The sequence below is a fragment of the Pseudomonas sp. FSL W7-0098 genome (assembly GCF_005930585.1).
Lineage (GTDB): Bacteria > Pseudomonadota > Gammaproteobacteria > Pseudomonadales > Pseudomonadaceae > Aquipseudomonas > Aquipseudomonas bubulae.
Window position 1 is genome coordinate 277,266 of sequence record NZ_RXHW01000003.1, and the last position, 23,743, is coordinate 301,008.

Annotated in this window: 22 protein-coding genes, 1 tRNA gene and 2 pseudogenes; 14 read left to right on the plus strand and 11 right to left on the minus strand. The window is 54.2% G+C overall.

What is annotated here, in order from left to right; genetic code table 11:
• Positions 1-2 precede the first annotated feature (2 nt).
• From pheT to FHL07_RS06995, 4 genes are all read left to right on the plus strand, one after another.
• Complete coding sequence (pheT, locus tag FHL07_RS06980; RefSeq protein ID WP_095001970.1) at positions 3-2,381, plus strand: phenylalanine--tRNA ligase subunit beta; 2,379 nt, start codon at positions 3-5, stop codon at positions 2,379-2,381.
• Positions 2,382-2,384: 3 nt separating this feature from the next.
• Positions 2,385-2,687 (plus strand): integration host factor subunit alpha, encoded by a 303-nt coding sequence (ihfA, locus tag FHL07_RS06985; RefSeq protein ID WP_002553164.1) that lies wholly within the window; start codon positions 2,385-2,387, stop codon positions 2,685-2,687.
• Complete coding sequence (locus FHL07_RS06990) at positions 2,668-3,024, plus strand: MerR family transcriptional regulator (RefSeq protein ID WP_095001969.1); 357 nt, start codon at positions 2,668-2,670, stop codon at positions 3,022-3,024. Before ihfA ends, FHL07_RS06990 begins: the two co-directional genes overlap by 20 nt.
• Positions 3,025-3,102: 78 nt before the next feature.
• A tRNA-Pro gene (locus tag FHL07_RS06995) sits at positions 3,103-3,179 on the plus strand.
• A gap of 79 nt (positions 3,180-3,258) precedes the next feature.
• Here the strand turns inward: FHL07_RS06995 and FHL07_RS07000 are convergent.
• From FHL07_RS07000 to FHL07_RS07025, 7 genes are all read right to left on the minus strand, one after another.
• On the minus strand, positions 3,259-4,422 hold the full coding sequence (locus FHL07_RS07000) for a tyrosine-type recombinase/integrase (RefSeq protein ID WP_238705525.1): 1,164 nt from the start codon (positions 4,420-4,422) through the stop codon (positions 3,259-3,261).
• The gene (locus tag FHL07_RS23800; RefSeq protein ID WP_238705505.1) at positions 4,308-4,712 is read right to left on the minus strand and encodes a hypothetical protein; all 405 of its coding nucleotides are present in this window, start codon (positions 4,710-4,712) and stop codon (positions 4,308-4,310) included. The genes FHL07_RS07000 and FHL07_RS23800 overlap by 115 nt, the downstream gene beginning before the upstream one ends.
• Positions 4,713-4,757: 45 nt before the next feature.
• A complete protein-coding gene (locus FHL07_RS07005; RefSeq protein ID WP_238705506.1) occupies positions 4,758-5,684 on the minus strand; it encodes a phosphohydrolase in 927 nt (308 codons plus the stop codon).
• Between the two features lie 74 nt (positions 5,685-5,758).
• Positions 5,759-6,265 (minus strand): hypothetical protein, encoded by a 507-nt coding sequence (locus FHL07_RS07010; RefSeq protein WP_138738244.1) that lies wholly within the window; start codon positions 6,263-6,265, stop codon positions 5,759-5,761.
• A gap of 347 nt (positions 6,266-6,612) precedes the next feature.
• On the minus strand, positions 6,613-7,137 hold the full coding sequence (locus FHL07_RS07015; protein WP_138738245.1) for a hypothetical protein: 525 nt from the start codon (positions 7,135-7,137) through the stop codon (positions 6,613-6,615).
• 39 nt (positions 7,138-7,176) lie between these two features.
• Entirely contained in the window at positions 7,177-7,992 is an 816-nt protein-coding gene (locus FHL07_RS07020) for a YfdQ family protein (RefSeq protein WP_138738246.1), read from the minus strand.
• 115 nt (positions 7,993-8,107) lie between these two features.
• Complete coding sequence (locus FHL07_RS07025; protein ID WP_138738247.1) at positions 8,108-8,491, minus strand: LuxR C-terminal-related transcriptional regulator; 384 nt, start codon at positions 8,489-8,491, stop codon at positions 8,108-8,110.
• 612 nt (positions 8,492-9,103) lie between these two features.
• On the opposite strand from FHL07_RS07025, the gene FHL07_RS07030 reads away from it, so the two are divergent.
• Positions 9,104-9,427, plus strand: a complete 324-nt coding sequence (locus tag FHL07_RS07030; protein WP_138738248.1) for a DUF1654 domain-containing protein — start codon at positions 9,104-9,106, stop codon at positions 9,425-9,427.
• On the opposite strand, the gene FHL07_RS07035 is transcribed toward FHL07_RS07030, so the two are convergent.
• The gene (locus FHL07_RS07035) at positions 9,424-9,975 is read right to left on the minus strand and encodes a hypothetical protein (RefSeq protein ID WP_138738249.1); all 552 of its coding nucleotides are present in this window, start codon (positions 9,973-9,975) and stop codon (positions 9,424-9,426) included. The two genes, FHL07_RS07030 and FHL07_RS07035, sit on opposite strands and share 4 nt — an antisense overlap.
• 52 nt (positions 9,976-10,027) lie before the next feature.
• Positions 10,028-10,855: a S24 family peptidase gene (locus tag FHL07_RS07040; RefSeq protein ID WP_138738250.1), complete on the minus strand. Its 828-nt coding sequence runs from the start codon at positions 10,853-10,855 to the stop codon at positions 10,028-10,030.
• 148 nt (positions 10,856-11,003) lie between these two features.
• On the opposite strand from FHL07_RS07040, the pseudogene FHL07_RS07045 reads away from it, so the two are divergent.
• From FHL07_RS07045 to FHL07_RS07065, 3 genes and pseudogenes are all read left to right on the plus strand, one after another.
• Positions 11,004-11,216, plus strand: a pseudogene (locus FHL07_RS07045) (DUF1566 domain-containing protein); the annotation flags it as partial.
• Between the two features lie 76 nt (positions 11,217-11,292).
• Positions 11,293-11,910: a DUF1566 domain-containing protein gene (locus FHL07_RS07050; RefSeq protein WP_138738251.1), complete on the plus strand. Its 618-nt coding sequence runs from the start codon at positions 11,293-11,295 to the stop codon at positions 11,908-11,910.
• A 518-nt stretch (positions 11,911-12,428) separates the two neighbouring features.
• Positions 12,429-12,950 carry a hypothetical protein gene (locus FHL07_RS07065; RefSeq protein WP_238705507.1) on the plus strand — a complete coding sequence of 174 codons (522 nt, stop codon included), beginning with the start codon at positions 12,429-12,431 and terminating at the stop codon, positions 12,948-12,950.
• 86 nt (positions 12,951-13,036) lie between these two features.
• Here FHL07_RS07065 and FHL07_RS07070 read toward each other — a convergent pair whose 3' ends face one another.
• The gene (locus FHL07_RS07070) at positions 13,037-13,909 is read right to left on the minus strand and encodes a WYL domain-containing protein (RefSeq protein ID WP_138738253.1); all 873 of its coding nucleotides are present in this window, start codon (positions 13,907-13,909) and stop codon (positions 13,037-13,039) included.
• Positions 13,910-14,027: 118 nt separating this feature from the next.
• Here FHL07_RS07070 and FHL07_RS07075 point away from each other — a divergent pair, with 118 nt between their 5' ends.
• From FHL07_RS07075 to FHL07_RS07095, 4 genes are all read left to right on the plus strand, one after another.
• Positions 14,028-14,288, plus strand: coding sequence for a hypothetical protein (locus tag FHL07_RS07075; protein WP_138738254.1), 261 nt, complete (start codon positions 14,028-14,030; stop codon positions 14,286-14,288).
• A gap of 431 nt (positions 14,289-14,719) precedes the next feature.
• The gene (locus FHL07_RS07085) at positions 14,720-15,595 is read left to right on the plus strand and encodes a hypothetical protein (RefSeq protein WP_138738256.1); all 876 of its coding nucleotides are present in this window, start codon (positions 14,720-14,722) and stop codon (positions 15,593-15,595) included.
• Between the two features lie 56 nt (positions 15,596-15,651).
• Positions 15,652-17,283 carry a GTPase gene (locus FHL07_RS07090; protein ID WP_138738257.1) on the plus strand — a complete coding sequence of 544 codons (1,632 nt, stop codon included), beginning with the start codon at positions 15,652-15,654 and terminating at the stop codon, positions 17,281-17,283.
• Positions 17,270-19,015, plus strand: a complete 1,746-nt coding sequence (locus FHL07_RS07095) for a LeoA/HP0731 family dynamin-like GTPase (protein ID WP_138738258.1) — start codon at positions 17,270-17,272, stop codon at positions 19,013-19,015. Before FHL07_RS07090 ends, FHL07_RS07095 begins: the two co-directional genes overlap by 14 nt.
• A 48-nt stretch (positions 19,016-19,063) precedes the next feature.
• On the opposite strand, the gene FHL07_RS07100 is transcribed toward FHL07_RS07095, so the two are convergent.
• On the minus strand, positions 19,064-20,530 hold the full coding sequence (locus FHL07_RS07100; protein ID WP_138738259.1) for a DUF726 domain-containing protein: 1,467 nt from the start codon (positions 20,528-20,530) through the stop codon (positions 19,064-19,066).
• A gap of 733 nt (positions 20,531-21,263) precedes the next feature.
• Between FHL07_RS07100 and FHL07_RS23810 the strand changes: the two genes are divergently transcribed.
• Positions 21,264-21,473 carry a hypothetical protein gene (locus tag FHL07_RS23810; protein ID WP_238705508.1) on the plus strand — a complete coding sequence of 70 codons (210 nt, stop codon included), beginning with the start codon at positions 21,264-21,266 and terminating at the stop codon, positions 21,471-21,473.
• A gap of 102 nt (positions 21,474-21,575) precedes the next feature.
• Positions 21,576-22,883: pseudogene (locus tag FHL07_RS23985) on the plus strand (SNF2-related protein); the annotation flags it as partial.
• Between the last annotated feature and the right edge of the window lie 860 nt (positions 22,884-23,743).

Sequence of the window (23,743 nt, forward strand, 5' to 3'; positions counted from 1 at the left end):
GGATGAAATTCAGTGAACAATGGCTGCGTGGTTGGGTAAACCCGCAGGTAGGTCGCGACGAGCTGGTTGCTCGTCTGTCGATGGCCGGTCTTGAGGTCGACAGCGTTACGCCGGCCGCCGGTGTATTCAGTGGCGTGGTTGTGGGCGAGGTGCTGAGCACCGAGCAACACCCTGATGCTGACAAGCTTCGTGTTTGCCAGGTCAGCAATGGTGCCGAGACTTTTCAGGTAGTGTGTGGTGCGCCCAACGTGCGCCCTGGCTTGAAAATCCCGTTCGCCATGATCGGTGCCGAACTGCCGGGTGACTTCAAAATCAAAAAGGCCAAGCTGCGTGGCGTTGAGTCCAACGGCATGCTGTGCTCGCAAGCAGAACTGCAAGTGGGCGAAGGCAATGACGGCCTGATGGAGTTGCCGGCCGATGCACCGGTGGGCGAGGACATTCGCGTCTATCTGGGTCTTGAAGACGCCAGCATTGAAGTCGACCTTACGCCGAACCGTGGCGACTGCCTGTCGCTGGCAGGTCTGGCGCGTGAAGTGGGCGCTCTGTATAACGCCCAGGTGACTCGCCCGGTGGTTGCGCCAGTTGCTGCGGTACACGAGGAAGTGCGTCCGGTTGAAGTGCTGGCACCTGCTGCTTGCCCGCGCTACCTGGGCCGTGTGATCCGCAATGTCGACCTGTCCCGGCCAACGCCGCTGTGGATGGTTGAGCGCCTGCGTCGCGCTGACGTGCGCAGCATCGATGCCGCTGTCGACATTACCAACTATGTCATGCTGGAACTGGGTCAGCCGTTGCACGCGTTCGACCTTGCCGAGATCAATGGCGGCATTCGTGTACGCATGGCTGAAGAAGGCGAGAAGCTGGTACTGCTCGACGGCCAGGAAGTCACCTTGCGCAGCGACACGCTGGTGATTGCAGACCATACCCGCGCTTTGGCCATTGCCGGCGTAATGGGTGGCGAGCACAGCGGTGTGACCGACAAGACCCGCGACATATTCCTTGAAAGCGCTTTCTTTGATCAGATCGCCGTTGCTGGCAAGGCCCGCTCCTACGGCCTGCACACCGACGCTTCGCACCGCTACGAGCGTGGCGTGGACTGGAAACTGGCCCGTGAAGCCATGGAGCGCGCCACTGGTCTGCTGCTGGAAATCACTGGCGGCGAAGCTGGCCCGATCGTTGAAACCGTCAGCGAGCAGTATCTGCCGTCGATTGCACCGATCACCTTGCGTGCAGCGCGTATCAGCCAGATGCTCGGCATGGAAATGGACGCGGCGGAAGTTGAGCGTCTGCTCAGCGCCCTGGGCCTGACCATCACCGCTGAAGGGGCAGGGCAATGGCGCGTAGAAGTGCCAAGCCATCGCTTCGATATCAGCCTGGAAGTTGACCTGATCGAAGAACTGGCGCGCCTGTACGGCTACAACCGCCTGCCGGTCCGTTACCCGCAGGCCCGTCTGGCACCGCAAGCCAAAGCAGAGGCGCGTAGCGACCTGCCGGAGTTGCGTCGTTTGCTGGTCGCTCGTGGTTATCAGGAAGCAATCACCTACAGCTTTATCGACCCGAAACAGTTCGAACTGTTTAGCCCGGGTGTTGAACCGCTGTTGCTGGCCAACCCGATTTCCAACGACATGGCTGCCATGCGTGCCTCGTTGTGGCCCGGCCTGGTCAAGTCGTTGCAGCACAACCTGAACCGTCAGCAAGATCGCGTTCGCCTGTTTGAAAGCGGCCTGCGTTTTGTTGGCCAGCTTGAGGGTCTGAAACAAGAGCCGATGCTGGCGGGTGTTGTTTGCGGCAGTCGTCTGCCTGAAGGCTGGGCTCAAGGTCGTGATGTTGTCGACTTCTTCGACGTCAAGGCTGATGTAGAAGCGGTGCTGGGTTTTGCCGGTGCCCTGGACGCGTTTACCTTCGTGCCGGGCAAACATCCTGCTCTGCATCCGGGCCAGACTGCACGTATCGAGCGTGACGGTCGCGAAGTTGGCTATGTCGGTGCCATCCACCCTGAGCTTTCAAAAAACCTTGGTCTTGACCGTCCAGTGTTTGTTTTTGAACTGGTTCTGGCAGAAGTGGCGGCAGGTAAAATGCCGAAATTCCATGAGTTATCGCGCTTTCCTGAAGTGCGTCGTGACCTGGCGTTGTTGGCCGATCGTGACGTTGCAGCCAGTGCTGTGCTGGATGTAATTCGTGAAAATGCAGGCGAATGGCTGACAGACCTAAGGTTATTTGATGTTTACCAGGGTAAAGGCATTGATCCGCATAGAAAAAGCCTTGCAGTTGGCTTGACCTGGCAGCATCCATCGCGCACTCTTAATGACGATGAGGTGAACGCCGCAACGCAAAATATCCTCACCTCGCTTGAACAAAGGTTGAACGCCACGCTAAGGAAGTGACGTATGGGGGCTCTGACAAAAGCTGAGATGGCGGAACGTCTTTACGAAGAGTTGGGCCTGAATAAACGCGAGGCCAAAGAATTGGTCGAGCTGTTTTTTGAAGAAATCAGGCACGCTCTTGAAGACAACGAGCAGGTCAAACTGTCAGGTTTTGGCAATTTTGATCTGCGTGACAAGCGACAGCGGCCTGGCCGCAATCCGAAAACGGGAGAAGAAATCCCGATCACGGCTCGCCGTGTAGTCACTTTTCGTCCAGGGCAGAAGTTGAAGGCCCGAGTAGAGGCTTATGCTGGAACCAAGTCATAACGACGAGCTCCCGCCGATCCCTGGCAAACGCTACTTCGCCATAGGCGAAGTCAGCGAGCTGTGCGGTGTAAAGCCGCATGTGCTGCGCTACTGGGAGCAAGAATTCCCTCAGCTCAACCCCGTAAAACGTCGCGGAAACCGCCGGTATTATCAGCGCCAGGATGTGCTGATGATCCGGCAGATTCGTGCGCTGCTTTATGACCAGGGTTTCACCATTGGAGGTGCGCGCTTGCGGCTTTCCGGTGATGAAGCCAAAGATGACACCACGCAATACAAGCAGCTGATCCGCCAAACGATCTCCGAATTGGAGGATGTCTTGCTGGTACTGAAGAAATAACCGAGGCATTTAAAATACTTTCGTATTTCAAAAGCTTAAGGTATATTTCTCAACGTTCTAGCAAGTGTAACGCCTAGTCGGGGCGTAGCGCAGTCCGGTAGCGCACTAGCATGGGGTGCTAGGGGTCGAGTGTTCGAATCACTCCGTCCCGACCATATTATTCAATGACTTAGGCCAATGTCCCCCACATTGGCCTTTTTCATTTTCGGGAGATTTTCGGGGCTTTTCCGCTTTTCATCCCTGCCTCCTCTTCAAGATTGTCAGAACCGGACCTCGTGAGTCGGTTGCTGATACCATATTTGCAGCCTCAATCAGTTGCCCCAGCTCGGCGCCGGAGTAGTGACTGGTGATGCTGCCGTTCTTGTGTCCAAGCAATGCCTTTCGGTCTTCCTCGGTTACACCTGCTGCTCGCAGTCGTCGACCAAACGTGTGCTTCAAATCGTGAATCCGGATAGACAAGTAGCCAGGGTGAGCGGGGCGAAGGTTTTTCTCCTGCCAGAGTTTCGCCGCTCTCACTCGCGCTTTCTTCCAAGCTGAGTCATTCATGCGATGCATTGCGGTACCGTTGTAAGGAAATACCCATTCCTTGCTGATACCGCGCTGCTTATCAATGATCGACTTGGCCACGTTGTTGAGCACTACTAAGCGCTCATCGCCGTTCTTCACGCCCGAGCGTTCATTTCGCCCGCCAAAATCGGCGGGTATCAGAAACACACTGGCGCCCAGTTCTGGTACCGCGATCTCCCAATCCCACTTCAGCTTGCAGACCTCTTGCTCGCGACAACCTGTGTTCACCTTGAACAAGGCCATCGCCTGCAAGTGGGCAGGCAACTCTCCAAAAAGAATCGACTGCTCTTCCCATGACATGGGGTAGGGCTTACGGCTCGACTTCTTCTCTTCCAGCTTTGTGAGCATTGGCACGCTATCAAGCCACGGTCTCATCTCGTCATCTCGCCACTTGCGCGCACAAAGGGTTAAAACCCTTACCACGCGCTCTATTGAGATGTTGACCGTTCTGTTTGCAACCCCCTTTTTCACTGTTCCATCGTCCAGCTTTTTCGTTGCAAGCCGATCCTTGATGAAGGGTGCAAGCGCCTGATCATCAATGTGGGTGAGCGGTACTTCTCCAATGAACTCGATCAGTTGCGACAGGTGATGCGCTGACAACTTGATAGAGGGCTGATCTTGAAACTCTGTGAGAAAGCGTGCCGCTGCATGGGAAAAGGTTCTGACTTGCCTGACGCCATACACCTTTTCCTGCCGCAGCTGCTCTAGCCTATGAATCAGGTACTGCTCGGCTTCTTCCCTGTCACTAGTTTCAGTGCTTTCGCGAAATCGCTGGCCCCGGAAGACCTTATCGATTTGCCAGATGCCGCCTTTTTTGTAGATGCCGGTGATTGTTTTTCGCGCCATGGATCTAATCCTTGTAGGCGCTCGCTGCGAGGCCGATTGTTGTCCTGATTGGCTGCTTTTTCAATCGACTTGCGCTCAACGTAAGCATCAGCCCATGCATCGAGCTCAATTCGATCAAAACCAACGCCTTGTTTTCCAATCGGGAATTCGCGCACATGCGGGCGAACTGTTTTGTTGAACTCATCCCGGCACATGCCGAGATAGCTTGGAGCATCCATGACGCGGAGGAACCTTGGAGGGGTAGGCGCGACCTGTGCCGCGCTTCGATTTGACATAGCTGTCTCCATGCCGCCGCGCTGGGCGGCAGAGGGTGGAAGGGGTCAAAGAGTTAGCGCATGGCCGAATGGCACGCGGAACCCTGAAGCGTTACGGTGGCCACCGCCTCCGTACTGGTTGGCGATTTCCGAAACATCCATTCCTTCATCAGTGCTGCGCAGGCTGAACACTCTTCCAGTCGGCGTATCCCAATAGCAGGCTGCAAATGGTTCGCCCTGGGCCATTAAGTGGCCGGCATCGCTGGTCAGTGTGTAAGGTAGGGATGCGACAGGTACGTCGAAACCTCCGATCAGCAACCTTCGCTTTGTCACGCCAACTAACTCTGCTACATCCTTGTGATGCTTGCGCTCAATTGCGGCCCCATCGGATACCAGGGTGAGTACATCAGCGGCCATAAGTTGGTCCCATACTTCAAAGTCGTAGGGGTAGCTGAACAGGTTGGCTTGGATCTCCCGCGTTCCTTCAAGCTTGAACAGCCAAAGGTCGCGATCTTCGATGTGCCGCAGTAACTGAGGGGGCTCTTGGCCTGGGAAGTAGTGATCCCACGCGAGCATTGCCCCGCTTCTGTTCATATCGAAACAGCAGGCGATCGATGGGCCGTTTTGTGAGTTGGCCATGTCGTGCGCTGTTTTCCATCCGAGTAGTGGGGTCCCGTCATCGCGCCGGGTATCTTCTTCAATGCCTGCGTGGAATGGCTCAAAGCGCCCCAAATCTTCGGCCGCGCTCTTGTGATGGTCGAGCACGATTATGCTTTTTGCTCTCCACGCGAGCTCCGCCAGTACGTCGTACTTGTAGCTGAAGTCGACGAGAACAACGTTTTTTCCAGCTACATCCGGTGGCTCTTGGCCGTATACACCAGGTACAAACTCGACATTAGCCCCAAGGGCTTTACGAACTACCCATGCTGCACCGAAGCCATCGGCGCAGTTGCCGTGGTAGATGCACATGGTTTTCGATTTATTTTCAGGCATGACTTCGTCCTTGCCGCTAAAACGGCTCACTTGGAGTTTGGTGGGATGCAGAGGTGAAGAGTACGGGCGTACTTCTATGCAGCTGGGGTTACCGCTTTCATTTCGGCTGTCGCGTTATTGCGCCAGTTGGTCGGGTCTTTCAGGTAATGCCCGAACATCCAGTGAATGACTGCCGCTTGTTCGTGCTCGGCCTTCTCGGGGATTTTGTGGCCTAGGCGGCGCAGGCCTTGTGCGTAGTGAATGCACTGGAAGCACATCAGACCAAAGATCCAGCGCAACTCGGCGGTTAGCTCAGGTGGTGACGAGAGGGTATCGATACGCTCATCCGCCGCGGTCAGCCGTTCCTGCAGCTCATTTGCTCGGCGCCAAAGATCGAAGTCAGGCACCGGCTTACCGGCCATGCGGTGCTCAAGCATCGCCCAGACTAGGTGGTATTCAGGCCAGTCACGCTCAACAACTACGCTTTCAATCGTCTGAATTCCTTCGCCGTGAAGGTATGCGCGCAGGTGTTTTTCCTGCATATGCGTAAGCTTTTTGAGCTTGACCACTATGTAGCGATCTTCTCGCTGGAATTTACTCATTACTGCTTCTCCCGTGCGCGCCGCTCAACCGCTTCGGCCTGGCGCAACTTGCTGCATTTAGTGTGGTTTCCGTGGGCGCGCGACCTGTTGCATTTGTCGCAGATCGTTTGTAGGTCGAGCTGCCCCATGGGTGCGCTGCGTATCTGAACTGTTCGGCGGAGGGCGGTCACGTAGACTCCTTCAGCAGATCAATGACCTGCTTAATCCCGCTGGCATGACTTGATGGCTGGCCCGCACGGTAGCAACCGCAGCGACTAGTCGCGCACCCACAAGCTGAGTTTGGCGCCGGTGTGCAAGGGTCAGCTCACCGCCGTTAGCTGAGATCGCAGCGGCCGGGGCAACGGGGGTTACTCCACGAGCGAAGGCCATTGGCGCCCCGTATGCACGACGCCCAAGACCATGCCCCAGAAAAACGCCCTGCACCAACGATACTGCCGCGCCTCTCCCTTTAGCTCCTGATCAGTAAGTGTGTTGCCGGTCACGCCATCCGCTTGATACTCGGCGCAAGCATTGGACGCCGGGTACTTTGTCTCGTCTTCGTTGCCTATGAGCACCTGGGCGTTGGTGTAGCCGTCAGTCTTGCTTAGGCCTTTGACCTCGATTCCACGGCCACCCCATTCGTGGCTGCCAGCGTCTTTAGACGCGACAATCAAGTAGTGCGCTGGAACGTCATCGCGTGCAGCTACCAGGCCACCATTGAATCCGCCCTGTCCAGGCCATGCCGCGCCGAGCTCAGGGACAGAATGCGGGTAGATCGGCTGAACATTCGCAGCAGGTGGCAGTACCTGGGCAAACACGCTGGCCACGGCCAGTTTTGCCAGCGATGCGGCAGGCATCTTGATCGTGGTGTCGCCGTGCTTGAGAGTGATCATTTCGGGTTTCATTAAGGATTACCTGTCTGAGTCCGGTTTTTAGACGGCGAAAGTGCCGAGCGTAAGCGGAGTTGCTTCCCCAATCTGCGCATCGAGCACTGACTTGAACTCTTGAGCGATTTCTTCCCGCTGAACTTCTTCGCCGATCCAGCGCAGTTTCAGCGTTGGCTGGGCACCGCTGGTGATGACGGATACGCGCAAAGTGATGTTGCGGACGCTCAGACCCTCGTAAGGCACTACCGAGAACACCAGTGATGCTGGAAGAGTCTCTTTGCTGGTGGCTTCAATCTGGTCCATCGCGCTGCGACTGGTGCGGGTTTCGCTGACTGCGTGGTCGCTTTCCGATGAGGCTTTGATGGTGATCGTGCGTACCGCAGCGATAGCTTTGACGATGCTCATCGTCTGGCCGGCTTCGTCAGTGGCGCTCAATGATGCATTCCAGTCTTCGATCCAATCACTCAGGTCTTTCTGCGACAGCGCGCGCCCCGGGATGCTCTGGACAGCCTTGTAACCTGCTGACGGCTTTAGACGCAGCACTGCGCGATCATCTGCGTGCCCGGGCGCAACGTTGGTGCCCAGATTGAAGATCAGTGTGCAGGTCATTTCGTCCTGATCGATAAAGCCGCGAGCGCCTTCAATGGCGCGTTCTTTAACGTAGGAACTGAAATCGACCAGGGAGTTGGTGGAGAGCACGCCGCGGAAGCGGCTACGGCCCACCTGGTACTTTTCCAGATCAACCACTTTCACGCCTTCAGGCAGGACGGCAGTTGGCGAGTAGGTCGACAGCGACTTGCCTGCTGCTACAAGGGCGGTGTCGGTGATTAGTTGAATTGCTTCTTGGTTTGGCGTCCGCATCGGTCTGTACTCAGGCCGGTAAATGCCGAAGATCAGACCGATGCGTCCTGGTGCTGGGGAGTACCAGGTGCTCGGGCAGTTAGCGACAGGCTGTCGTGGCGCTGGTTGATTCGGATTAACCGACCAGATCAAAAGAGTCAGCGCGGCGTGTCATTCTCAATTCGCCGCCTCGGCGCTCACTGGGGCGGCGATCACGTCGAGCCATCCCGCTGTCATCAAGACCTTGCATCGTCATCACTGCGACCAGCAGCAAGCAAAGAGGGGTGATTATCTGGCGGCGCATCGCTTCGGCGACCATCGCGCCCTGGCGGTGCACGCCAAGCTTGTACATGGCGCAGGCCAGTCGCTTAACCACGGTGCCCGGCGCAATGTCGAACTCTCTGGCTATCTCTTTGGCGGTCAGTCCCTGGGCAACTGACAGCACGAATTGCAGTTCCCGTGGCGCAAGGCCTCGGCCGAGGTGGCCCTTCCATGCACCGTCTACGATTGTCGATTCCATGATGTTTACTCGGTTGTTTTCCCGATGCACCCGGTTGCCCAGGTGCAGCAGTGAAAGTGTCCGTGAAACACCCAGTCTCGCTACTGGCGACGGCCTGGGGTTGTTGCGTCTGCGACTGATGGCTTGCTTGGGGCGGCCTACCGGTATTTCGGCTGATGCGCGGTGACATCGACGGCTCAACTTTCCGCTGCCTGAACAGGTGTTGGGAGCGGCCTTCAGGCTTTCCGCTCCACGCAGGTGAATCGCTCACTTGTGCATGACTGCAAATCCTCCATTTGCTTGAGGTGTGTTGTTGCACGCCGTCTTACCGAGGTCGATACGGCAACACTCAGGGAGGCTCCAGCCTTTGAGTGCGCTAACGACCTTTCCCGTCCGGCGCTATGTAGCTGTTCGTTGTTAAAGAGCGGGTCTGGCCCATAGGCCTTCGCAGTTCCTGGTAAGTCGTTGCGATGGAGTTAATTTAGAAAACTAAACAGATGACGTCAAGGTTTATTTTAGAAATCTAAACAATTAGGGCGCAGCTATATCATCCAGGTGCTTAGATATTAAGGGCTTACGCTTTCAGGATTGTTCGGGTAAGCTGTATATGCATACAGTATTTTGGAGTTTTAAATGGCCCGCCAGCAAAAACTGAAGGCGCAGGAACGCAAGCCGATGTCCGGAATAGAGCGGTTAAACCTTAGAGTTTCAGGGATGATCAATCACCCAATAGCCCAGGACCGGCGGTGGGTTACGATCCATCGCTTGGGCACTGATGGCGACAGGGAGTGGGAAGAGGTGTTAGGCACGCTTTCAGATATCGACGGTATCAAAATGACGATAAATGATGAGGATGAGTCGATCACGCTGAAGTGGGAGGCGCAATCTGAGGAAGACCCTAGGGTAGAGTCGCATGACGAGTTCGTGGCGGTGGATGAGTCGGCTCTTTATGACTAACGGTCTTCTGGCTTTAGTGACCAGCCTGCGGTGTAGAGCGCGTGGGGCCTTAACACGTTTTGAGTAGGTGCTGTGTGCTCATCTATTTTCGTGTCTTCACGTCGCAGCCTTTGGGTGGGAGGGGTGATACTTTCCAAGCCTAGGCCTATTACCGGCGATGCCTTCCAGTCAGCAACCAGAGTAGCGGTAGAGGGTTTTGCCCTCTTAAGCAGGTACGCCACATCAGGAGCCCCCTTGCTTCTCGATCTGTCTTTTCTACGCTTCTTCTTGTTTTTCCGATTTAGAGGCGGGTCCAGGGAGGGAAGGGGAGATCCCGCGTAGGTGGGATGGCGGTCCAGATACTTAAATAACTGGACTGCAAGTCCAGAAAAATCCTCAGTTTTTCTAGCTGAAACCAAAACCTCATACAGGATAGCGTAGAGCCGCCACTCCCTGTAGTCAGTGAAGTCTCTGCGACTGTGCCCGGCCTTATTTATATAGCCTATTAGATTTTTCGGGAGCTTTGCGGATTTGAAATCCGAGATTCTTTGTTCAAGCAAGATGTCCATTTCTTGTATACCTGAAGCAGTAAATTTCGTAGCTAGCTCTTTTTGAGCAGGCTCATGCTTTTCGCGCATTCCAGATGAGCAGTACCTTCGCGTGAATTGTAACGTCGTCAATCCGCGCCGTCTGGTTCTCGTAATATTGATTGTCCGAGATCAGCCGGTAGTGCTCTTCATCGAGGCGCATCACTCGCTTGATGTACAAATCCTGGTGCCAGGTCATCACATAAATACCCTCGCCGACGAAGTCCTTGATGCCCTTATCTACAATGACCAAGTCTTTGTCGTTGATTGTTCCTTCCATGCTCTGACCCCAGCCTGTGATCATTGCCAGAGATGCGGCCGAAGTGTAGGTCACGCCTTTTTCGCGTAGCAGCTCCTCTCGCACAACCAAGTTGCGAACGGCCTCGTTGTACTCCGGTGGCAGTTGTCCATCACCCATAGCTGCGCGAATGTCGTACTGAGGGATCAGTATCTCGTCCTGTTTTGGCTGAAGGCTTGCGTGACTCGTGGGGATGTAGGACTGGTTAGACCCCGCCGGGTGGTCAGCCTCTGCAGCCGCTGCAAGCATGGTTTCTCTTGCCTTATCGGAAAGATTTTTCCCGGCCTTTGATGCTAGTAGCTGCGCAACCAAGTCGGCAGTTGAGCCCCCTTGTTCCGAATTATCAGAAGAAGAGATCTCCGGTGCTCCACTGCCATCCGATAGCCAGTTAGGGGAACACTCCAATGCCTTGGCCAGGGAGAGCAAGTTTCTGCCCTTGGCTCCATTGGTTCCGTTCACCCAAAAGCTTACCGTCGCCTTTGATACGCCAGTGAGCCTGCTGATGTCTGTCGCGCTGAGGTTCAGAGCCTTCATGCGCGCGGATACACGATCTTTGAATTCCATATTTAGGATTCTAAACAATTCACTGTTTAGATAACTTGCCTTGTATTGTTAAGAACTCTAAACTCAGTGAGGACACCGGAGAAAAACCATGACCTACGACCAAGCACTTGAACACTTTGGCACTGGCCGTGCTATCGGCGACGCCCTTGGCCACCACGACTTCTACCTGCCAGCTGCTGCTGAGTTGTACCACTGCTGGCTGAACGTGCCGGAGCTGTTCGCCAAAGACGCCTGGTACTGGTCGAGCTCGCAGCGCTCAGCCTACGGCGCATTCTCCATGTACTTCGTTGATGGCGGTCAGGACAGCGGCGTCAAGGACTACGAGCTCCGTGTCCGCCCCGTCCGCAGATTGTTTATTTAATCCTTCAATCATTCGTTCTTAACCGGCCACCGGGCGCATCAGCGCCTTTTTTGTTGCCTAAAAAAGAGGAAGCACCATGTCCGCAATAGTTAAAGCATTGCCTGTAACGCCAATTTCAGCCATTGGCAAAGCCTACGGCGGCGGTTTCGTCACGGGCGTCACCGTTGAGAACGGCCAGCGTTATCTCAACATCACCGCGGGCGCAGCTCACGAGCTGAAAGGTGCCTGGGGCGCTCGCGGCGTGATCATCGAGGGCGCCGGCAGCTTCACAGACAGCCGCAGCAATACCGAATCAATGGCCGCTGCTGGTAGCGAGCTGGCACAGAAAGTCTTGGCGCTGGAAATCGACGGGCACACCGACTGGGCCATTCCAGCCCGTGACGTGCAGGAGCTGCAGTACCGCCACCTCAAGCCAACCAGCGAAGAGAACTACTGCTGGGGGCGGGATGGCGATAACCCGAACAGCTTGCCCATCGGCCTGCTGTACACCGCTGAGCTACCGGCGCAGACAACGCTTCCAGCCTTCCAAGACGATGGCGCAGAAGCCTTCAGCGGCTCCTGGTACTGGTCGAGCACGCAGCGCTCAGCCTACAGCGCATTCTTCATGTACTTCGGTGATGGCCATCAGAACGGCATCGACAAGCTCAGCGAGCTCCGTGTCCGCCCCGTCCGCAGAGAGTTGATCATTGATTAATTCGCTTATTTAATCCGGCCGCGTGCGGCCGGTTGCTGTTTGGAGTTCCCGCTAATGGCAATGCACACGGACTTGCAGATCTACAAAGTGTCGATGGACCTGCTAAGCCTCGCAACAAACCTCACCCGGAACATCCCTCGGGATTTAAAGCTGCCGCTCAGCAAGCGTGTGATCGACGAATGCATTGACGTGCTGATGTTGATTGCTCGAGCAAACTCTACCCGGGACAAGCACCCTCACCCGCAACGATTAATCCCGAGGCAACCCAATGAACTCAATCGCACAGCGGGCGCTTGATCGTGCCCGAGAAATACCCGCAGCGACTCTGATCTTCCCTGCAGCGAGCTCCCCGCAGGTACCCGAACTCGTTATCACCGGCCCTATCAACCGCGTCATGGAGCTGGAAGGCAGGAGTTACGCCGTCGACGTAGTGAGGTCGCTTGGATCATCAATTCGAAACCCGCTAGTGGTGGCCAGCACTATCCGCAATCTGACCATGACCGCTGGAGACCTCGGCGTTGCGTCATACTGCATGGGTCAGACCCGACCTTGAATCCATCAAGATGAAGAGAGATTTCTTTGCCGAGTACTGGCCGCAGTTGGAGTTAATCGGCACCTTCCATTCTCACCCCTATGAAGACTTATCCGAAGTCAATGATTGTAAGGGCTGGCGAGCCTCCGATGAGGACAAATCCTTCTGGCCTGCCTTCCATGAGACGGTCTGCCCGGATATAGATGCGCTGGCACACTTGGTAATTGCGATCACCGCATTGGGTCGTAAAGGCAGCGCAATGCCTGACCGTCTGCCAGGTTCAGAATCTACCTCCGGTTATGTCTTCAGCGCGGACAAGCGCAAACTGTGGATCAAGGGTTATACCTCGGCACTGTATGAAGAAATTGCGGATGAGGACCATGAGGATCTGGCGTATGAGGACGAGATCCTGGAAGTCAGATCTTATGATGTTTTGGAAGACGACGATGTGCTGTTGGAAATTCCATCCTTGGAAGCACGTTTTCGGCATGAACTGTTGCGCAAGTAAGGCCGCCTGAGTCTTTGGCCAGGGCCAGAAAGATGAGGCTGATTACCTGTACCGCGTCCAGGTAATCCAGCTGACTTGCGGACTAATCACTCATAGAGCCATTGCCTCAATTCCTTGAGGTTGGCGACTATGATTTGCTGAGCCTCCGGGTTGGGGTCCAGGTTTCTATGATCGATCTGATAGCGTTGTAAAACATACTTCACCAGTGCCCTGCGACAGGGCACTACGAGTTGGCCATCCGCCATACCGAAGTCGCTTTCAATGATCGCTTTTTGCGCTGTGCTCAAACGCCCATCGGGCGCGATGATAACGGGTATTTCAATATTCCAGTCTTCATCCCGGTCTTGGGTGTTTTCTGACGCATCGAGTAACCCAGGCTCTCCTCGCAATCGGCTAAGTACAAAGTCACGGTACTGGCCGTTCTTCTCGCAATACGCTCGCACATGCCAGCGCATGCCGGTATAGATCAGTGTGTGCGGGGCAATGAGGCGAATTTCAACATTAGGTGTATTGAGCGATACGTACTCGGTTTCAAGGCGTAGACCGTCGCGACAGGCTTTCAGCAGTGGGCGCAGGATTTCGGGGCGAATTGGTCGATCCGGCACCTCCAACACCTTGGTGTGTGTGTACGCTAGGGCAAGTCCATCAATGTGCGGCGCGCGTTCGTTGTTCTGGTAAAGCAGGTGTAAATAAGCGTTGGCACTGTCGTCGATGAACTTTGGCTTGAAGTGTTTGCTAGGTACGTAGCCCTTGATCTGCTTGTCATATGTCAAGTTTCGGGGCGCATGCTCGGTGATGTAGGTGTTGATGTCTTTCGACGCCTGCTGGCGACTGATGCCAAAGCTCTGGATCAGGTGTCCCGTGGTCAGCCGGCCTTCCCACCAGGCAACGGTCTCAATCAAACGATAGCGAAGTGCCAGATCCCAGCGGACCTGCGCGATAGACTGTTTGCGTTTCATGACTCCTCCATGTGCGCGGATACTTTACCTGTATAAGTCTACAATCTAGACCTGTCGTTAATCATTACATATCGTGATTGTGTTTTCGAAATAAATCAAAGTCGCGATGGAAGTGGATATGGACATGTCGGAAGATTTTTTTAATGTGGCACTGGTGATGTTGGTGGCGATCCTACTGATGCTTGTGCAGCAGAGTTTGAAGTTACGTGAGCTTTGGCGCATGGCGCTGATGTTCAAAAAGGATGCGCGCTGGGTAAAGATTCTGGAAATGGAAAAGCGAGAACTGCGTGCTGCGTTGCGAGTTGAGAAAGAGCGCACGGAGGAGTTGGAGAAAAAACTGGCGATCTTGCAGCAATTGATCCCGGCAGTGGGCGTATGAACAAATTGTACGGCCCCAAAGCTGCCTGACCGGAGAACAGGGGAGGGCTGGTCGAGCGGTCCCGATGCCCTCAACGTTTGTTTCCGACTGGGCAATAACCTAGGAGAGCAGGTATGCCAATGAAACCCAGACCCCTGACCTATAAATGTGCTGCATGCGGTTGGGCGAAAACAGTGGCACCGGGAAGTGATTCATTGAAGCCGGGTGAGTGGTTTGACCGGTGTCCCAGATGCGGGAGCAAGGAGTTGGGGATGCGAGCTGCTGGGTGGTTGAAAGGTGCATTCGCTGAGCTTTTGGCGCGACGGCGATTCTGAGTCAAGGCATGACGGAGATCCAGATACCCACCGTCCATAAACTTGACAGCCGTAGTGGCAAAATGCAACTTAGCCCTCCTTGATATTCAGTGCAGTTGGGAACCATTAAGGAACGATATGAGTAAGGCTCAGGATTTCTCCAAGCTGTACACCCGGGTGGCGAGTGATATAGCCATGGCACTGGATGATGTTTCCAGGCTGGATGTGAGCAATGACAAGGGATATGCCCACCTGGCTAACGTCAAAGATAAATTGGGTCAAATGAAAGCTCGCTTTGACGGTGAGATTGCCTATCTCGAAAAGCATGCTGAATGGGACAATTTCACCATCGCATTTTTCGGCGAAACCAATGCCGGGAAAAGCACGATCATCGAGAGCTTGCGCATTCTGTTTGAAGAAAAAAAGCGTCAGGCACTGATCCAGAGAAACCAGGCGACTGTCAGCGATATTCAGGCTGTGTTTTCGGAGAAAAGCGACGCCCTGATTGATGAACTGAGTACACGTTATGTCAGCTTTTGCGAAGACATCGCTGCGTTAGGCGATGATATTGGAGCTTTGGTCAACCAGACTCAGCGTGACCTGCAAAGCACTCGACTGCAGTTGGAAAGCACTGAGCAGGAATTTAGCCACTGCAAGCAGCGGTTGAATCATACCGTTAGCGAACTGCATTACGCTCGGCAGTCGCTACAGAATAATGAGGCGTTGCTGAGTGAAAGCCAAAAGCTTATCGGGCAGTTGCAAGGTGAGCTTCAGGAAGTAGGGCAGCAGCTATTTAGTGTACGAGGCGACTTGCAACAGAGTCAGCAACAGTTCACCGAGCAGGGCGCTCAGTTGCAAGCCTACAGAACTCAATTAGTCGAAAGTAAACGCCAGGGTGAGGCCGCGCGTATTTCGCTGGAGCAGCGTGCAAAAGTAAAAATGCTGCTAGGGCTGTTAGTGGGGGCGACGATCGGTATTGTCGCGGGCGTTCTGGGCTACACACAGTTGGTGTAATACCGTGGCTTTAACGCTGAGTACTTATTTCTCTTTGGTCGACCTCGGACATCCCCATGCGCGAACAACACTCCCTGAGTGAGTTGGTCAGTGACAGACTGCCAACTCTGCTTAAGCAGCAAAAAGAACTGGAGCGCTTGCAGCGCTGTGCAGGCCAGGTTGATGGCGAAATCGTCGGTACCGGTCAGGCGGATTTCACCCAGGATAATGTGATCTACGAGTTCAGCCATCAGGGCAAAAACTTTCACTTGATCGACGTACCCGGAATTGAGGGTAACGAATCCAAGTATGAGGCCATGGTCCAGGAGGCCATCGCCAAGGCTCACTTGGTATTTTACGTAAATGGTACCAACAAGAAGCCGGAGGCCGAGACTGCCCGGAGAATCAAGCATTACCTCAACCGTGATGCCAAGGTCTACGCCATTTGCAACCTGCGTGGTAAAGCGGACTCCTATGAGTTTGATATGGACCGTGAGTCGCTCGAGCAAACCCACAAAGATGCAGGCGCCATTCGTGCGCAGACTCGTGAAGTGCTCGAAGATATTCTCGGTTCGGCCTTGGTCAGTGGTTGCCAGAGCCTGCAAGGGTTGCTGGGGTTGACGGGGGTGGCGTTCGACGAGCGGGGCCTGACCAGTATCCATCCCGATAGAACAGACTTGTTGAAGTCACAACGCGCTTACAAGCAGGACTTCGTCAGCCAGCAAGCCATGCGCAGCTTCAGCCAGTTAAATGAGCTGCAGCAGGTGATTGGTGATGGTTGTGCCAACTTCGAAGTCGATATTGTTGAAAGTAACAAGCGCAAAGTCTTGCGCCTCCTGCAGGACACCGTGAGTGACTTGAAGCAGCAGCGGGACGAGCACCAGACTATTAGTAATCAGGTTGGTGCAGAAATCGTTGAGTGTGAAAAAGCCATTAGGCTCAGCTTTGAAGAGCTGAAAAACAGCTTTAGTAAACAACGCAGTAATGCTTTGGGTATCTTTTTCAATGACCTGACTAGTGCTGCTCGGGAGGCTGTCGAAGCGCACTTCAAGGACAAAGACGAAGTGGAACGGGTCATTCAAGAACACGTCAGGGTCGGACAAGAACGACTTGCTAATAGCCTTGCAAAGAGCCAGGAGCAACTGTTTGAACAACTGTCGAGCAGTATAGAGCGGGCAATCAAGCGCCTGCAGGAAAATGCCGAGCGGGTCCAATTCCAACAACGCTTGAGTGTCGCTGCCAACCATTCGCTTTCGCTTTCCAGTGCCATGGATGCCATCAGTTTCAACTTTTCGGATTTCGGCGGCTTGCTCATGAGCGTCGGTGGTTATGCCATGAGTGGTTTCGCGCTCGGTTCGTTTATTCCTGGCGCAGGCAATATTATTGGGGCAGTGGTCGGCGGCATTGTTGGGCTATTTGCGGCAGGCATTAGCTATCTCCTGGGTGGGCGCAATAAAAAAATCGCCGAGGCGCAAGCCAATGTGACTGAGGCAATCAAAAAAGAGCGTGCTGCCAGTGAGACGCCGTTTGAGCAAGAGACTCAGGTTCTGTTGGCAACAATCAGGGCGCAGATCGAGGGCTCAACACTGCGTCAGTTGAGTGATGAGCGCCAAAAGATGGCCGATGTTGGTGTTGTGTTCGATAAGAAAATTGCCTCTATCCAGGCGTTGAAAAATCAAGTGGAAGCCGCACCCTATGGAACAATTTAAGCAGTTCAATGCCAGCAAGTCCGAAGTCGTCAAGTCGCTTGGTGACCTCCAGAACCTTGTTGGTGCGCTCGCAGAACTGGGACTCGATGTGTCCCAGGACCTCGATAAGATCAAACAGGCAATAGGTGATGTCCAGGCCGATACCCTGCGCATTGCTTTAGTGGGCGCTTTCTCCGACGGAAAAACCAGCGTGGTTGCTGGTTGGTTGGGGCAGGTCATGAAGAACATGAAGATCGACGCCAACGAGTCCTCGGACGCTTTAGAAATCTACCGGCCCGATAACCTGCAAGACCGCTGCGAAATTGTCGATACCCCCGGCCTTTTCGGTGACAAGGAGAAAGCTGCAGAAAATGGCAGTTTGGTTCAGTACGGCGATATCACCAAAAATTACATCTCCGAAGCGCATTTGATTTTCTACGTGGTCGACGCGACCAACCCGCTCAAGGAAAGCCATCAGGACATCGCGCGCTGGGTGTTGCGCGACCTGAACAAGTTGAGTTCGACCATCTTCGTCATTAACAAAATGGATGAAGTGGCTGACCTGCGCGATGCCGAAGAATTTCAGCAGCAGAGCGCTATCAAGAAGAACAACCTGCTGGATAAGTTGCAGCGCTTTGTTGGCCTGACGCCGGCCGAGCGTGATGCAGTCAATGTGGTCTGCGTAGCTTCCAACCCCAACAGCCGTGGGCTGGAATTTTGGTTTGAGCAAAAAGATTTGTATGACCAGCGTTCTCGCATCAGCGAGCTCAAGCAGGTTACCCAGCAGGTACTGGATAGCAGTGGTCGTGAAACCCTGATCAAGAAGACAGGTGTTGATGTGGTGCGTGACGTGTTGGGCAAGAAGATTGGCATGGCCAAGGATGAGTTGATCAGGCTCAAACTACTGGCCGATAACCAGCGCCTCGAAGCAACCCGCATCCAGGAAGATATTAATGAGGGCAAGCGCAAAGTCCTTGCTACCGTAGGCGACCTTTACCAGGCACTCAGCAATCTTGAGAAAGATCTGCTTAACAGCATACGTACGTTACTCCGTGATCAAGTTCACGCCTTTCTGGAGGCAGAAATCGGCTTCACGAAGAGCGACATAGGCGAAAAATTGCGTTTTCGCATTGATCATCTGTTTAGCATGGCGTTCAACCAGTCTTCATCGATTATGAGTGGTATTAGCGCCAGTATTGAACATCAGCTAGATGCCTCGTTAGCGTTTGCTGACAGTATTACGGCATCGGCCTTGTCGGCTTCGAGCAGAGCGTTGAGCGCGGTATCGAAAATTCCCGTCGAGAACATCAAAAATGGTGTGTTCCTGGCTCGAGAGACCCTGAAAAACCTTACGGGTTACGTCTATAAATTCAAGCCTTGGGAAGCCACTAAGCTGGCCTCTAACATCAGCCGCTGGTCTGGACCGATTGGTGCGGCTATTCAGGTATTGACTGACATCATCACCGTTGTGCAGCAGCAACGTGCTGAGGCGGAGCTTAAGAAGCTGCAGAGTGACCTTGCCGAAGTCGTTAAAAGCCATTTTGCCGAGCCAATGAGGCTGCTGATGGATCACGACAAGGTGATGGAAATTTTTGCACCGCAGATCAAGATGTTTGAGAAAATCCTGATCGAACAGGAGAAAAGTCTGGATGCCTTGAGCAACCGGCAGGCGCAACTGGGGCAGCTTGAAACCCACTTGAATCAGGCGTTTGGTGCGCCAGTGGTGATCGAAGGCGAGTTTCGGGTGATCTGATCGTATGTGTCTGGCCAGTGATGCTGGCCAGACCTGGTTGCGTGAGTGTCAGAGCAACCCTTCGTTATTCAGTTTCAGGCGCGCATAGAACACAATGGCAACAGCCGGTATCAGCGCCGAGTAACCCGGCTTGACCGCACTTTTAAGATTGGTAAACGCTGTTTGAAGTTGTTCAGTCGGTATCAGCGTGCTGAGCGATGACCATCTTGATAAGGATGCCAAAGCCACTGCTTTACTGAGATTGGGCTGCGATGATTGGGTTTTCCTATACAGAGGTGCTGGTGCTTCAGGCGTCGAAAAGTAGGACGTCACGGTCAGGCTGGCTGCCAGAGCGTCAACTTGCTCAAAATAGTCTTTCTCAGACATGGCGCGTACTTGCTGAAGGATATCTTTTCTCGAGGCAAGCGTGTGGTTATCCCCGAATGAAGACTGGAAGAACTGGCTGATCAGTATTGCCTCCAGTTCGATAACCTGTGCACAGTCGTGCATCTCGTTTACCAGCTCATAGTGCTCGGCGAGCATCAGGAGAATTTGCACGTATTTAAGCCCGCGACCGCGTGCCAGGTTGACCATGCAATGCCCTCCGAGCAGTTGAAGCTCTTTGGCCATCAGGTACAACGACTGATCGGTTTCAAGGTTCGCCCAGCTGCTGGTCCGCAGATGTTTGACGACCTGGCCGCGGATGCGTTCGCTGGTAAGCTCCAGCAGGTCATAGAGCAGGTGGTCATGTACAACGGGGTCGGGTTTTTTGACCATTGTTTGCGCCAGTGATGATGCGGGAAGGCCGCTTTGATAGCCTTGAAAACCGCAATTACGCAACACTTTTTCCAGGCTCGCCCAATAGTCCGTGTGCCCAAAATCGGTCATCTCGACATTCTTGCAGTTATCTACCGGGTTACGGCCTGCACTGGTTTCGCCCAGGTTAAAAAGCAGGATTTTGTCGGAGCTCGAAAAAGCATTGCACAGCTTGCCTTTGATAAGCTTGCCGAATGCAGATGCTTCATCCCCCGACAGCTTAGACGCAGCGGCCATCAACAGAACATCACCGACTACCAGTCCGTCATCAGGCGGATTGTTGTGCCGTTCGCGCAATGCACTGATGACTACACGTCCCCCCAGCGAGTGCCCTACCAGATTGACAGTTTCAACGTAGGGATGATGTTCAAGCAGATAGCTGTCGAGCTGCTTGAATAGCGTTTTGCCCATGTCGCTGGCGCGGTTGCGGCTTCTGTTGAAATGGATAGCACGGTCGACGGCGACAGCTCCAGCGCCAACAAAGGGGCTGACTCGCGCGGTAGCCCAAATGCCTTTGCTGATGAAAGTGTCGAACTGGCTCCAATGCCCCGATGGCCAGAAGGCGAAGATGTTGATGCAGTTGTGCAAGGAGGAGGGGATGGCCTTGCGCAACGCACAGCGATCTTCCATATCGTGGCCGGCTGAGTAGCCATGGATAAATACATTGGCCACGGTTCCCGAGCGATGGGGAAGGGTCATAAATTTGAACTGAGTGCTCACTCAAGGTCCTTGCATGAGGCTGAAGAATTGGCGGATGATGTCATTGGGCTATCACTCTGTAAACCGGTTTTTGAAACTGCTAGGTCGAGTTAATAGTTTGCATGAGACTTGTTTAAAACATGCTAACAATTGGTACAGATTGCTGGGCAATATTGATATAAATATCAACTTTTGGTGCTGCCTGCGTCTCATTGAAGAATAGGAAGCATTAACTAATTCCCCATAATGTGGACTGCTCCCGGCACCCAAGGCATCTTCAATCCTGGAAGCTAGGGAAGGGGTCTAAAGACGAGCGAATAGGGGGCGAGACGGTGTCGAAGATGTGCAATGTGATGTCTTTTGGGGAAGCAATCATATTGAAAAAATGACCTGAGTACTGCTCGCCCCAGTTGCATATGACGGAGCGGAACTATCACTTCGGGTTGTTACTGCTTTGGCGGTTTTCTCTGCCTTCAGCGCGCCATTTTGAGGTGTCTAATCCCGTTTCCATGAAGGGCAAAAAATTAAACCACCATCATGGTGGACCGCTAAGTTGGACTAAGTAAAGACAGATAAGCCGAAGTTGATTGTCGAGTGCTGAGTCATTCCGGCCTTGGTATTCTTTTCAATGGCTTAGCCCAGTTTGAAAACCACCGGGCTTAGTCGGCGCTGTTGGACCATGGTTAGCCAAAAGCTGGTAAAGTGCCAGCCGCCACGCTTGCCGCGCACTTTACTCCTTGACAAGGACTGCACCATGCAACTTACCCAAGCCCCAGCCCCAGGTGCCCGCGCACTGATCCGCGATGAAGAGTGGATTATCCAGAATGCCGACCAATGCAATCATGGCGGCTGGCAGCTTTCGTGTATTGGTGTGTCGGAAACCGTGCGCAATCGTCATGCTCTTTTCCTCACTCAGCTCGAAGACGTCACCCTGATTGATCCAGCAAAGACCGAGCTGGTGTAAGACGAATCGCCCACATTTATTGCTTCGCGGCTGTTTATCGAGGCGCGCCTGCGTCAGTCTGCGCTGCAAAGCGAGTCGGTAGTGATTGGTCAGCATGGGGTTATGGATGCGTTGCCGTTTCAGTTGCAGCCTGCACATCAAGTCTTACAGCAGCTGCGCCCGCGTTTGCTCATTGCGGATACAGTAGGCCTTGGTAAAACCCTTGAGGCCGGCATCCTTACCGCCGAGTTGATGCGCAGAGGTAAAGCTCGTCGCATTTTGGTAGTTACTACCAAAAGTATGATGCGCCAGTTTCAGCAGGAGTTCTGGAACCGCTTTACCATCCCGCTCACCCGCCTGGACTCAGCCGGTATTCAGCGCATTCGTCGCGATATTCCAGCCAATCACAATCCCTTTAACTACTACGACCGCACCATCATCTCGGTCGATACCTTAAAGCGCGACAGCGAGTACCGCCACTACCTGGAAAGCGCCTGGTGGGATCTGATCATCATCGACGAAGCTCACAACGTTTCCTACAAGGGCAATCGCACCCAAAGTAATCGCTTGGCTGAGTTACTCTCGCAACGCTCCGATGCACTGATCTTGCTCACCGCCACGCCGCACAACGGCAAAAAAGACAGCTTCGCAAGCCTCGTGCGGATGCTGGACCCTACAGTGCTGCCAGCAGGGGCCGACTACACCCGCGAGGATGTCGATCACCTCTTTGTTCGCCGTTTCAAGAAAGACGTGCGCGAGCAGATGAAGCAGGAGTTTCCCGAGCGCGAAGTGTTCCGTCTGGCCTGTGTAGCAAGCCCGGCTGAAAACCTCGCCTTCGATGCTCTAGCCGAACTCAAACTTAATAGCGACGGCAGCGGTGCCCGCAACGGTGCCATGTTGTTCCGCACCGTGTTGGAAAAGGCGCTCTTTTCTTCTCCAGCAGCCTGTTTGGAAACACTGAAAGAGCGCATCCGCAAGCTGGAAGCAAAAGACGCACATCATCCTGATCTTGATGGTTTGTGTGGCCTGCAAGGATTGGTACAAGCCATTACGGTAGACAAGTTCAGCAAATTGCAGCACCTCATCAGCCAGCTCAAACAAGGTCAGCACTGGCTTTGGGATGGCAAAGATCCAAGTGACCGCCTGGTGATCTTCACCGAGCGGGTGGAAACCCTGAAATTCCTCCAGCTAGAGCTGCCCAAGGCCCTGGGTTTAAAAGATAACGCCGTAGCCATCCTGCACGGCCAATTGCCTGACCAGGACATCCAGCAGACGGTCGAAGATTTCGGCAAAACCCATTCGCCCCTGCGCCTGCTGATTGCCTCGGATGTGGCCTCCGAAGGTCTTAATCTGCACTACCAAGCTCATCGGCTGATCCACTTCGATATTTCCTGGTCGCTGATGGTATTCCAGCAGCGCAATGGTCGTGTGGATCGCTATGGTCAACTGCATGCCCCGAAAATCGGCTACCTGCTGACCGAACCTCGCCACGAGAGAATTCGCGGTGACTTGCGTTACCTGGAAATTCTGATCGATAAGGACGAGCAGGCGGCAAAGAATATCGGCGATCCATCAGCCTTTATGGGGCTGTATGACGAGGAGTTGGAAACCATCGAAGTTGCCAAGGCCATTGAAGGCAACCGTACTGCCGATGAGTTCTCCGCGCTACTGGCTGGGGATGATATCGACCCTTTCGAGGCCTTATGGGGCGCGAACGTACCCAGCAACGATAGCGTTGTGCCCGCCAGCACAGCAGCGCTCATGGCGCCCACTGCTGAACTCACCAGTCTGTTTAGCGACAGCTACATTTATCTTCGCGATGCCTTGCGCTGGCTAGCGAAACAGTCTCCGCGCGAACATGCTGAAATTAAATCGGATGATGCCAGTCGCACGCTAAGCTTCCAGCCCAGTCGCGACCTTGCCCAGATGCTCAAGCGTGATCTAGCCAGCGAAATGTGGCCAACCGATAACACCTTTGCCTTGAGCGCCGATAAGGCTGTGGTTGAAGAGGCCATAAAACAGGCGCGCGACACCAATGCCTGGCCGCAGCTGCACTACCTCTGGGCGCTCAACCCCATTGCCCAGTGGCTTGACTACAAACTTATGGCTCTGTTTCGTCGCCAGCGTGCTCCGCTGCTGCGCATTGCACAGGGGCTGACCGCAGGCGAAGCCATCGTGCTGGTGCTCGCCCAGGTGCCCAACCGCCGCGGTCAAGCCGTGCTAGCCGAGTGGCTCGGTGTACAGCTCGATGCTGCTGGGCAGGTACTGGGCGTGCTCAGCTTGGCGGAAAC